The sequence below is a fragment of the Candidatus Phytoplasma stylosanthis genome (assembly GCF_032886435.1).
Taxonomy (GTDB): Bacteria; Bacillota_I; Bacilli_A; order Acholeplasmatales; family Acholeplasmataceae; genus Phytoplasma; species Phytoplasma stylosanthis.
This window is the reverse complement of record NZ_JAUZJP010000004.1, coordinates 1-13,281: the sequence shown is the minus strand read 5'-3', so window position 1 is coordinate 13,281 and position 13,281 is coordinate 1. Positions and strand designations below refer to the sequence as shown.

General features: G+C 21.7%; 8 protein-coding genes and 1 tRNA gene. All 9 read left to right on the top strand.

The genetic code is table 11. The features are described 5' to 3' along the window. Positions 1-76: 76 nt before the first annotated feature. Complete coding sequence (proS, locus tag Q8777_RS01180; protein WP_318676125.1) at positions 77-1,501, top strand: proline--tRNA ligase; 1,425 nt, start codon at positions 77-79, stop codon at positions 1,499-1,501. Positions 1,502-1,662: 161 nt separating this feature from the next. Further along, positions 1,663-1,749: transfer RNA gene (locus Q8777_RS01175), tRNA-Leu, on the top strand. A gap of 110 nt (positions 1,750-1,859) precedes the next feature. Next, positions 1,860-6,389, top strand: a complete 4,530-nt coding sequence (locus tag Q8777_RS01170) for an exonuclease domain-containing protein (protein WP_318749371.1) — start codon at positions 1,860-1,862, stop codon at positions 6,387-6,389. Between the two features lie 275 nt (positions 6,390-6,664). Next, the gene (locus Q8777_RS01165) at positions 6,665-6,907 is read left to right on the top strand and encodes a hypothetical protein (RefSeq protein WP_318676122.1); all 243 of its coding nucleotides are present in this window, start codon (positions 6,665-6,667) and stop codon (positions 6,905-6,907) included. Next, on the top strand, positions 6,870-7,244 hold the full coding sequence (locus Q8777_RS01160) for a hypothetical protein (RefSeq protein ID WP_318676121.1): 375 nt from the start codon (positions 6,870-6,872) through the stop codon (positions 7,242-7,244). The genes Q8777_RS01165 and Q8777_RS01160 overlap by 38 nt, the downstream gene beginning before the upstream one ends. 156 nt (positions 7,245-7,400) lie before the next feature. Next, positions 7,401-8,753 carry an FAD-dependent oxidoreductase gene (locus Q8777_RS01155; RefSeq protein WP_318676120.1) on the top strand — a complete coding sequence of 451 codons (1,353 nt, stop codon included), beginning with the start codon at positions 7,401-7,403 and terminating at the stop codon, positions 8,751-8,753. A 205-nt stretch (positions 8,754-8,958) separates the two neighbouring features. Further along, entirely contained in the window at positions 8,959-11,478 is a 2,520-nt protein-coding gene (gene secA, locus Q8777_RS01150) for a preprotein translocase subunit SecA (protein ID WP_318676119.1), read from the top strand. A gap of 35 nt (positions 11,479-11,513) precedes the next feature. Beyond that, positions 11,514-12,611 (top strand): peptide chain release factor 2, encoded by a 1,098-nt coding sequence (prfB, locus tag Q8777_RS01145; protein ID WP_318676118.1) that lies wholly within the window; start codon positions 11,514-11,516, stop codon positions 12,609-12,611. A gap of 44 nt (positions 12,612-12,655) precedes the next feature. Beyond that, positions 12,656-13,281 (top strand): YitT family protein (locus Q8777_RS01140; protein WP_318749441.1); only part of this gene is annotated, 626 nt, incomplete at its 3' end.

The window sequence follows — 13,281 nt, the reverse complement described above, 5'->3', positions numbered from 1 at the left end:
TTTTAAATATTTTATTTTTTATAAAAATGAATATAATTTAGTTCATTTTTATTATTTTTTTAAAAAAAGGAATTGTATGAAAAATTCTAAATTAGTAAAAGAAATTATTCCACGTAATATTGATTTTGGTAGATGGTATCAAGAAGTTTGTTTAAAGTCAGAATTGATTGATTATTCAGATGTTAAAGGTTTTTTTATCTATTTACCTTATGGTTATTCAATATGGGAATCTATTAAAAAATTTGTTGATAAAAAATTAAAAAAAACTAAACATGAAAATGTTTATTTTCCATTATTATTTTCAGAAAATTTATTTCAAAAAGAAAAAGAACATATTCATGGTTTTTTTAATGAATCTTTAATAATTAAAGAAGTTAGTCAAAAATCTTTAGCACAAAAATTAATTATAAGACCTACTTCTGAAGTTTTATTTTCTCAATATTATTCTAAAAAAATATTTTCTTATCGTGATTTACCAAAATTATTTAATCAATGGACTAATGTTGTTCGCTGGGAAAAAAGTAGTAAACCTTTTTTGAGAAGTAAAGAATTTTTATGGCAAGAAGGTCATACTGCTCATGCTACTAAAAAAGAAGCTTTGTCTGAAACTCTTTCTATATTAAATTTATATAAAAAAATGGGAAAAGAAATTCTTGCTATTCCTTTTATTTCAGGAAAAAAAACTCAATTAGAAAAGTTTAAAGGATCTGAATTAACTTATTCTATAGAAGCTTTAATGTATGATAAGCAAGCTCTTCAAGCAGGAACTTCTCATTATTTGGGAACCAAGTTTTCTAGAGTTTTTGATATTAAATTTCAAGATTCTGATCTTAAAACTAAATTTGCAGAACAAACTTCATTTGGTATTTCTACAAGATTAATAGGAGCCTTAATTATGGTTCATGGAGATGACGAAGGATTGGTAATTCCACCTTATATTTCACCTATTCAAATAGTTATTATTCCTATTCAATTAAAAAATTCGGAAGTTTTAGAAATATCCAAACAAGTTTATAAAAAATTATCTAAAAAATACAAAGTTATTTTAGATCAACAAAATAAAAGTATCGGTTGGAAATTTAGTTACTATGAATTAAAAGGTGTTCCTTTAAGAATCGAAATAGGATTAAAAGATTTAAAAGAAAATAATGTTATCGTCTTTATAAGACATAATTTTCAAAAAAAAATAATTAAAATAAATGATTTATTTAAAAAAATTCCTTTTTTAATGAAAAATATTCATAAAGAAATGTTTCAAAAAGCTTTGAATCATTTAAATCAAAATATATTAGAAGTAAGAACTTATGAAGATTTTAAAAAAAATATTAAAAAAACAGGTTATATTAAAATAAGTGTTTACGAAAACGAAGCAGAAAAAATTATCAAAGAAGAAACAGGAGCAACAGCTAGAGTTATAGTTAAACAAAAATTAATTACCAAAATATGTCCTGTAACCAAAAAAAAAGCTAATCAAACTATTTTATTTGCTAGAGCTTATTAGTTTTTATAGTTCATAATTAATTTTTATTATAAATATATTTATTTTTTTCATGTTACAATTAAGATATACAAAGTGAGAATTAAAATTATAATAAGAAATAAAACAATAAAAATATTATAATTTTAATTTTTGTATTTTTAAATTATTTTTTTACTTTTGAAGCTGGTGTGGCGAAATCGGTATACGCATTTGACTCAAAATCAAACGAGGTTATACTCATGTCGGTTCGAATCCGACCATCAGTACCAATAATTATTTAATATTTATCACATTGTTATGTGTTTTTTTATTTTTATATATGTTTTTTCAAATAAATATAATACAAAAGTTTTAAAATTTTTTTAAAAGAGTGAAAAAAATGTCTTTAAAAAAAGATAATAAAAAATTTGATTTATTTTTAAAAAGTTTTAATGATGCAAGATCTACTCATTATGAACTAAAAGAAGTTTTTGTTTATAAAAAAAAAGAAAAATGGGTTTTAAATATTTTTTTTAAAAAAAAAGATATTGATTTTTTAGAACAATTTGAACAAGAAGCATTAGAGTTTTTAAAAGAAAAAATTGAAATAGTTGAAAATTTAGAAATAGATTTTGATTTTCTTTTTTTAAGATTTAATGGCATTTTGGATGAAGAATTATGGATAAGAATATTTAAGTATCTTTTAAAAAAAATTATTTTAAAAAAAGAACAATATAATGCAAATTTTTTATCTTTTGAAATTAAAGAAGTTGATTTTTGTAAAAAAATATGTCGAATAAATTTTAAAAATGGAAATTCAGAAATATTAGAATTAATAATAAATGATTTTGAACAATTATTAAAAAAAGAATATGGTTTTAATTTAGAATTTTCTGTAGAAAAAGATAAAGGAATAAAGATAGAGCCTTTGTATAATAAAAAAAATTATTTAAAATTTTCAGATATTCCCTATTCATTTGCAGAAGTAAGAGAATTTAAAGAAAAATATAATTTTTTTTGGATTAAAGGTTATATTCAAAATTTAACAAAAAAAGAAACTCAAAATAAACATATTTTGTTGTCTTTTTATTTAATAGATCCAGATACTAAAAATGATTCTATTTTTTATAAAAATTTTTGGAATCCTCATAATGAAAAATATAAGATTTTAGAAAAAGATTTTCAAGAAGGTGTAAAAGTAGAAATTTTATCTTCTTTAGAAGAAAACAATTATAAAAAAGAAGATTTTTTTTTTAAACAAACAGATTTAACAGAATATCAAGTTTTAGATCATACTCCTTTTCATTTAAAAAGAAAAGATGATTATTCAGGACAGAAAAGAATTGAATTCCATGTTCAAACTAAAATGTCTGATTTGGATTCTGTAACTAGTGCTGCAAATTATATTGAAATAGCTGAAAGATGGGGTCATAAAGCGATCGCTTTCACAGATTATAATGGTCTTTATGCTTATCCTGAAATTAATAATTATATTAAAAATAAAAAGATAAAACCTATTTTAGGTGTTAAAATAGATTTTTTAGAAGAAAATCCAATTTTTGTTACTAATCAAGAAAAAAATTTACATTTTGAAAATTTTATTTTAAAACAACATAATTATGTTGTTTTTGATATTGAAACTACTGGTTTATCTAAAACAAGAGATAAAATTATTGAAATATCAGCTATTAAAATAGAAAATGGTGAATTAACAGAAAAAATTTTTGATCAATTAATCGATCCGCAAACAGAAATAAATGAAAAAATTACAGAATTAACAAAAATAAAAAATGAAGATTTAAAAAATAAACCTTTAATTAATGAAGTTTTACCAAATTTTTTAAAATTTATTGAAGGTTATGTTTTAGTAGCACATAATTATTCTTTTGATATAGGTTTTTTAAATGAAAAAGCAAAAGATTTAAAATTATCTTTCAAAGAATATCCATTTATAGATACTTTGTCTTTGAGTCAAAAATATTTTAATGAAGATTTAAAATTTTATAGATTAAAAAATCTAGCTAAATTATTTAAAATAAAAACAGAATTTTTTGATGATAACTACCACAGAGCTTTATTTGATTCTAAAATTACAGCATCAGTTCTATTAAAAATGTTTGATCAATTAGAAAAAAGACAAATTGTTTCTTTTTATGATTTAAAAGGACCAATTAATGGAATTTTCGAAAAAACTTATAATGTTAATCTTTTGGTTCGTAATCAAAAAGGTTACCAAAATTTGTTTTTTTTGGTTAGCGATGCATTAACTAAAAATTTTTATAAAAAACCTAGATTACTAAAAACTATTTTTGAAAAAAATAGAGAAGGTTTATTAATAGGAAGTAGTTCTTATCAAGGTAATGTTTTTGAAGTTGCTTTAAATCAAAACGATGAAGAATTAAGAAAAGTTATTTCTTTTTATGATTATATAGAAATTCAACCAGTAAATTGTTATAAACATATTATTTATGATTTAACTGGTGATAACGAGCAAGAAGGTCGTAAAATTATTCAAGAAATTCTTTTAAAAATTATTAAAGAATCTAGAAAACAAAATAAAATAGTTATTGCCACAGGTGAAGTTCATTATTTACATCCTTATGAAAAAATTTATAGAGAAATTTATATTAATGCTAAATTAGTTGGTGGTGGTTTGCATCGACTTTCCAAGTATAAATCAAAAAATTTACCAGATAATTATTTTTTAACTACTAAAGAAATGTTAGATTCTTTTGATTTTATTAAAGATCAAAAGTTAAGAGAAGATTTAGTTATTCATAATACTCATTTATTAAATGACAAAATTGAAAGAATTAAAATGTTTCCTCAAAAACTTTTTTCACTTAAAGATAATACTTTTTTAAATAATCTAAATATCAAAAGTATTAGAAAAGAGATTAACAATTTAGTTCAAAAAAAATTAAAAGAATTATATGGTGAACATTTACACCCTTTAGTTGAAAAAAGAATAAATAAAGAATTAAAAAGTATTATCGGAGATAAAGATAAAAAAAATGTTAATAATAATATTTCTCCGATATATTTTTTAGCTTACCTTTTAGCTAAAAAATCGATAGATAATGATTATCCAGTAGGTTCTCGTGGTTCTATTGGTTCTTCTTTTGTCGCAACACTTTTAGAAATAACAGAGGTTAACCCTTTAAAACCTCATTATTTATGTTCTAAATGTCAATATACAGTTTTTCCTCAAATGTATCAAGAACAAAAAGAAGATGAAAGTTTCAAAAAATATATAAAAAAATACATAAAAAATAATAAAAATGATTTCAATGATTATAGTAGTGAAATGAATATTTTATCGGGTTATGATTTATCTAATAAGAATTGTCCTTTTTGTAATAAAAAATTTTCTAAAAATGGTCAAGATATACCATTTGAAACTTTTTTAGGTTTTCAAGGAAATAAAATCCCCGATATTGATTTAAATTTTGCTGGTGATTTTCAATCTAAAGCTCATGATTATATGAAAGAATTGTTAGGTGAAGATTATGTTTTCAGAGCTGGAACAATTCAGACAGTTGCTCAAAAAACTGCCTTTGGATATGTTAAGGGATTTATTAAAGATAAAGATTTAATTAACAAAATTAGGAATTGTGAAATTTCTAGAAGATCTTCAATTATTGAAGGTGTTAAACGTTCTACAGGACAACATCCAGGTGGAATTGTTGTTGTTCCTAAAAAAAATAGTATTTATGAAATTACTCCTATTCAATTTCCTGCTAATGATACATTATCCTCTTGGAAAACTACTCATTTTGATTATCATTCTTTTGAAAATAATTTATTTAAAATGGATATTTTAGGACATGATGATCCTATTTTAATTAAGTTTTTTATGGATTATGTCCATAATAATCGTGAAAAATTTCCTTTTTATTCTTATCGCGATATTCCTGTTGATGATCCCGAGGTTTATAAATTATTTTCTAATGAAATTAAAATTTCAAATCAAAAAGAAATAACAACGATTGCTATACCAGAGTTCGGAACAGAATTTGTTAAAACAATGTTGAAAGATATTTATCAAAAAGAAAAAAATAAATTTAATTTTGGAACTTTGGTTAAAATTTCTGGTCTTTCTCATGGAACTGATGTTTGGATAAAAAATGGAAAAGATATTTTAAATCAAAAGGGAGATTTTACTTTTTCTAAAGGTGAAAAAGTTTTTTTTAAAGATATTATAGGTTGTAGAGATGACATTATGTTGTATTTAATTAAAAAAAACATTGATCCTTTAAAAGCTTTTGAAATTATGGAATTAGTTCGAAAAGGGCAACAAAATTCTGATATTAAAACTTGGAATGAAAAAATTTCTTTAATTAAAGAAAATACTAAAATTCCAGATTGGTATTTTCAATCTTTAACTAAAATTAAATATCTTTTTCCTAAAGCTCATGCTGCTGCTTATGTCTTGATGGCTGTTAGAATTGCATGGTTTAAGGTTTATCATCCTCTTTTATTTTATAGTGGTATTTTTACTAAAAGATTAGAACAATTTGATTATAAATTAATGTTAAAAACATCTTATGAAATTGATTCTAAAATCAAATCTTTGATGAAACAAAATCAAAAGAAAAAGATTACTTATCAAGAACAAAGTCTTATTAATACTTTAAACGTTGCTTCGGAAATGTTACAAAGAGGTTTTAAATTTTTGCCAGTTGATTTAAATAAATCTAAGGCTTTTGAATTTGTTATTTATAATGATGATTCTTTAATCATGCCTTTTATTATAATTGATGGAATAGGAGAAATAGCTGCTAATAATATTGTTAATGAAAGAAATAAAAAAGAATTTACTCAAGCAGATTTCCATAAGAGAATAAAAGTAAATAAAACTGTTTTGAAAATAATTACAGAAGAGTTAAAATTGGTTGATAAATTACCAATAGGAGATGGATTAAATTGATTTAGATAAATAAAAAATATTTATTTTTCTATTTTCTTTTTTTATTCTAAATTAATTTTTTCTAAAGAACTGTGATAAAAAGTTTTCTACATAATATCTTTTTTATTTTTATTTATAAGTTATTATTTTTTATTTTATTTATTATATATTTTTATTTTCAAATCCCAGGGAACAGATTGTTATTATCTATTTATAATATATTATAATGTGTGATATATTAGAATATCTTATAAAGATATTATAAGATAAGAAAGGATTTATTACTTATTTACATTATGTTTAAAGTTATATTAACATTTGTTTTAGCATTTATTTTAGGATATGTCGTAGGAACTTTTTTTTATATATATTCATTACAAAGTGTTATCGAAGGAATGGGAATAGATTTAGAATTGTCTTTTAAATTATTAAAAATTCCTAATAAAATGGTAAATTTGTTTAAAAAAGAACATTTTTTATTTAAATATTGGCAATTTTTTAATGATATTTATTTTAATATTACAAAAAAAATTAAATAATAATCAGGTTTATAATTTAATAAAACAAATTAAATTATATCTCGATTGTAAAGATACTGACGAGATATACTTAAAAAAATATTTTTTTACATTGCTTATTTTAAAACTTACTTATAAAAATAAGATAATAAAAGATGAAAATATCATTTCTTGTTGTAATCAAGAAGATTTAACTGTTTTAACAAATGATGATTATAATAGAACATTCAAAAGTTATAAATTTTCTATTTCTTTATGGAATCATGATAATTCTTTTGAAAAATTAATTTTATTTACAAAACAACATATTGATAAAAATACAGTTTTTATTAAAATTAAAGAAAATAATCTCTTATAACAAGAAGATTTACCTTAATAATTTTTCATAATTATCAATAAAAATCGTTACTTATTTTTATTAAAACTATTTGCAATGTCTAATAAATTTAGTTATAATTAGTAGTGAATATGCAGTTTTTAATTTTTAAATAAAACATAGTTAGGGTGAATTTTAGTGAAAGTAATTATTATTGGTTGTAATCATTCAGGAACAGCAGCAGTGAGAACAATTTTAAATAAATACAATGATGTTGAAGTTAGTGTTTATGAAATGAATGATAATGTTTCATTTTTATCTTGTGGGATTGCTTTATACGTTGGTGGTGTAGTAAAAGACCGTAAAGGTTTGTTTTATTCTAGTAGTGAAGAATTAAGTAATTTAGGCGCTAATGTTAAATTAAAACATCAAGTTTTAAAAGTTGATACAGATAAAAAAGAGATTTTAGTTAAAAACTTAGAAAATAATCAAGAATTTGTTGATTTTTTTGATAAGTTAATTGTTTCTGTTGGTTCTTGGCCTATTATTCCTCGTATAAAAGGGATTGATTCTAAGAATGTTTTATTATCTAAAAATTTAGAACATGCAAATCATATTATCGAATATTCTAAAAAAGTAAATAAGATAACAATTGTTGGAGCTGGTTATATTGGAGTTGAATTAGCAGAAGCTTTTTCTAAACAGAAAAAAGAAGTTACTTTAATAGATATTGAAGATAGAATTATGCCTAAATATCTAGATAAAGAGTTTACTTTATTGGCTGAGGATAGTTTAAGAGAACATAATGTTAAATTAGCTTTAAAAGAAAAGGTTATTGAGTTTAAAACTAATAATGATAATTTAGTTACTCAAGTTCAAACTGATAAAGGTTTACATGAAACAGAAATGGTTATTACATGTATTAGTTTTAGACCAAATACAGATTTATTCAAAGGTATTTTAGATTTAGAACCGAGAAATAATGCTTTAAAAGTTAATGAATATTTACAAACTTCTCATCCTGATATTTATGGATGTGGTGATTGTATTAATATTTATTATACTCCAAATCAACAAAAAGATGTTTATATTCCTTTAGCTACTAACGCAGTTAGAACAGGTACTATTGTAGGTTTAAATATTAAAAAAAATATTACTAAATATTCTGGAACTCAAGGTACTAGTTGTATTCAGATTAATGATTTAAGTATTTCTTCAACAGGCTTAAATGAACATGCCGCTAATCTTTTAGGTATTGAAGTAGATTCAGTAATTATTAAAGATGCTAACAGACCGGAATTTATGCCTCAATATGATTCTGTTTTGTTAAAAGTTGTATTTGAAAAAAAAACAGGTTTGATTTTAGGTGGTCAGATTTTATCTACTACAGATTTAACTGAAAAAATGAATACTTTAAGTGTTTTAATTGAAAATAAAACCACTATCGACATGTTAGCTTTTAAAGATTTTTCTTTTCATCCGTACTTTAGTAAACCATGGAGTTTATTAAATTTAGCAGGAATAAAATACTTAGAAAGTAAAAATATTTAATTTAGTTAATTAGTTTTAATAAAAACTATGTTTTATTGATAGACATAGTTTTTATTTTTTCTTTTATTATAATCGTGAATTTAAATAATTTTTCATTTAGATAATTTTTTTAAAATAAATTAATTAATTTTTAGAAAAATTATCTAAATGAAAGTTAAGTAATATTTAGAATTTTTTTTAAATAGAAAGGTTTATAAAGTTCAAAATGGTTTTTGGTTTTTTAAAGAATTTTTTTAATTTTTCTAGTAAATATTTAAAAAAAGCTAAGATTGTAATTGATAAAGTTGAAAATTTAAAAGATGTTTATGCTAAATTACCAGATGAGGATTTTCCTAAGGAAACTGCAAAATTAAAACAATTTTACCAAGAAGGAGCTTCTTTAGATAGTTTATTAGTAGAATCTTTTGCATTAGCTAGAGAAGCTTGTAAAAGAGTAACAGGATTAAATCCTTATTATGTTCAGCTTTTAGGAGCTTTTGTTTTATTCAAAGGTGAAATTGCAGAAATGAAAACAGGAGAAGGTAAAACTTTAACTTCAGTTATGTCTGCTTATTTGAATGCCTTAAGCGGAAAGGGTGTTCATATTGTTACTGTTAATGAATATTTAGCAAAACGAGAAGCAGAAGGTTTGATAGGAAATGTTTTTCGTTTTTTAGGATTGACAGTAGGTTTAAATATTAAAGAAAAAACTTTTTCAGAAAAACAATTAGCTTATAATTGTGATATTATGTATTCTACTAATAGCGAATTAGGTTTTGATTATTTAAGAGATAACATTGAAACTGATCTATCCAAAATATTAATGAATAGAGAATATAATTATGCTATTATTGACGAAGTAGATTCTATATTAATTGATGAAGCTAGAACACCTTTGATTATTTCTGGCAAGAGTGAAAAAAAAATTAGATTTTATCAAGATGCTAATCGTTTTGTTAAAACTTTAAAAGAAGAAAATTATCTTATTGATTTAGAAACACAAACTATTGAATTAACAGAAGAAGGAATTAAAAAAGGGGAAGCATTTTTTCAAATTAATAATTTATATAGTGGTGAAAATTATAATTTATTACATTGTATAAAAAATGCTTTAAAAGCTCATTTTTTGATGAATAAAAATAAAGATTATTTAGTTGAAAATAATAAAATTTTAATTATTGATAGTTTTACAGGTAGATTATTAAAAGGACGTCAATTTAGTGATGGTTTACATCAAGCTTTAGAAGCTAAAGAAGGTTGTTCTATCAAAGAAGAAACAGAAATTTTTGCTACAATTACCTATCAAAATTTTTTTCGTATTTACAAAAAATTATCCGGAATGACGGGAACAGCTAAAACAGAAGAAAAAGAATTTAATATTATTTATAATATGAAAGTTATTGAAATTCCTACTAATAAATTAATGATTAGAAAAGATGAACCCGATTTTGTATTTACCACTTTAGATTCAAAATGGAAATTTCTTATAGAAGAAATAGAAGAAAGACATAAAAATAAACAACCTATTTTAATTGGAACTGTTACTGTTAAAGTTTCAGAAGAAATTTCTAATAAATTAAAAAGAAGAAAAATTCCACATGAAGTTTTAAATGCTAAAAATCATTTAAAAGAGGCCGAAATAATTGCGAAAGCAGGACAAAAAGGTTCTATTACAATTGCTACTAATATGGCTGGTCGAGGAACAGATATTCAGTTAGGAGAAGGTGTAATCGAGTTAGGCGGATTAGCTGTTTTAGGAACAGAAAGACATGAATCCAGAAGAATTGATAACCAATTAAGAGGAAGAGCTGGTCGTCAAGGAGATCCAGGTTTTTCTAGATTTTTTGTTTCAGCTGAAGATGATTTAATAAAACGTTTTGGCGGCGGCAAAATAAAAAAAATAATTTCTCTTTTAGAGAAAAATTATGATTTCAGTAAAAGCAATAAACCTATTTCTTTTAAAATTTTTACTAATTTTTTTACTAATTTACAAAAAAAAATTGAATCTTCTAATTTTGATTATCGTAAATTTATTTTACAATTTGATTCTGTATTGGGATTGCAAAGAGAAATAATTTATAATCAAAGAAGAGAAATTTTGAAATCTGAAAAAACAGAAGAATTAGCTAAAAAAATAATTTTCAGAACATTAGATAAAAAAATTAATTATTTTTTTATAAATAAAAAAAATAAAAAAACAATTATTAATTTTCTAGAATTTATAGAATATTTCGAAAAATTATTTTTTCCAAAAGGCATTCTCAAAATGGAAGAGTTTGAAAAATTATTAGAAAATAAAAAAAATGAAAATTTACAATATAAAATAATTAATTTATTACATTCCAAAATAGATAATATTTTAAATCAAAAAAAAGAAAAACTTTCAGTTTATGATCAAAATTATTATTTGCAATTTTTAAAAATTATTATGCTTCGTAATATCGATAATTACTTTAAACGTCATATTTCAGATATGAATATATTAATGAAGAGTATTAATTTTATGAGTTATGGCCAACAAAATGTTTTAATAGCTTATCAAAATGAAAGTCTTAAATTTTTTAACGAAATGATAGAAAATATTTCCTTTGATATAACACGTTTTATTTTAAAATTTTCTTTTTCTGAAGATGATTTAAAAGAAAATGATCAACATAATTCATTATCTAATAATAAAAATAATATAAATAAAAATTTAAATAAATATAAAAAAAGAAGTAAATTAATTAAAAAACCTTGGCATTAAAAAAGGTTTTTAATTTATAAGGAAAAATTATTCATATGGAACAATATGAAATTAATAAAACTTTAGAAAATTTAAAAACAATTTTATTAAATTTAGAAACAAAAATAAATTTGTCAGAACAAAAAAAAAAAATTGTTGATTTTAATAAGTTAATAATTGAAACTTCTTTTTGGGATAAAAAAGAAGATTTAATCAAAATTAATAAACAAATACATCGAATCCAAGAAAAAATAAATTTATTTTCAGAATTAAAAAAAAAATTATATGATTTAATTGATTTATTTGATTTATCTAAAGAAAATCCTGATGATTTTTTAATTTTAGTCGAAGATTTAAAAAAATTAACAAAAGATATTAAAGATTTTGAAATTTATATTTTATTAAATAAAGAATATGATAAAAATAATGCTATTTTAATATTACATCCTGGAGCTGGCGGAACTGAATCCCAAGATTGGTGTGAGATGTTATTTAGAATGTATCAAAAATATGCTCAAAGAAAAAAATTTCAAGTAAAAATTTTACATTTACAACAAGGAACAGAAGCTGGATTAAAAACAGTTAGTTTATTAATTCAAGGGGAATATGCTTATGGATATTTAAAAGCAGAGAGAGGAGTTCATAGATTAGTGAGAATTTCTCCTTTTGATTCTAATTTACGTCGTCACACTTCTTTTGTTTCTTGTGAAGTTTTGCCAGAGATTAATGAAGAAATTAAAATTGATATTAAAGATGAAGATTTAAGAATTGATGTTTTTAGAAGTAGTGGAGCTGGTGGACAACATGTTAATACAACTGATTCAGCAGTTAGAATAACTCATTTAGCTACTAATATTGTGGTTAATTGTCAAAACGAAAGAAGTCAAATTAAAAATAGAGAGAAAGCAATTCAAATTTTAAAAACTAAATTATTAGAATTAGCTGTTTCTAAAAAAAAAGAAAATGAAAAAAATTTTAAAGATGAACAAAAAAACATTAGTTGGAGTAATCAAATAAGAAGTTATGTTTTTCATCCTTATCAAATGATAAAAGATCATCGCACAAATTATGAATTTTTTCAAATTAATTTAGTAATGGAAGGATATTTAGATGAATTTATTTATGCTTTTTTAAAACAAGAAAATGTTTTATAAAAAAAGTATTAATAATTTTTATTTATATCTAGTTAAGAAAATAAATGAATAAGAAAATTTATAAATGGTTTTTGCTTATATTAAATGTTTTTATATTATCTTTAACTATTTATTTTTTTATTTTAGGTTCTAAACTTAATAATGGTGGTTTAGATGGATTATCTTTATTAACCGTTCAGTTTTTGAAATTATTTTTAGGAAATATTTCATCAGAAAATAGAGATATATTTATAATTATTTTTATTTTTTTTTACAATATTATTACTTTATTTATAGCTTATATTTTTTTAGGAAAAAAATTTTGTCAGAGAATTATATTTTTAGTTTTTTTATTAAATTTTTTTATGTTTTTTTGGAATTTAATTATAGGTTATGAAGCAAGAGAAAAAATATTATTTTTTCTGAAATTTAAATGGGATAAATATCAAATTATTTTTTTATTAATATCTTCTATTTTATCTGGTTTTTTTATTGGTTATACTTTAAGTAATATTCGTAATTTAAATTATAATACAGGAGGAATGGATATATTACAAAGAATTTTAAAAAATGTTTATAATTTAAATTATATTTTGATCATATTGTTAACTGATGGTGTAATTATTTTGTTGTCTTCTTTTTTAGAAAGTTCACAATGTTTAATTATTTTTTTTGTTAGACTTTTTTTTTC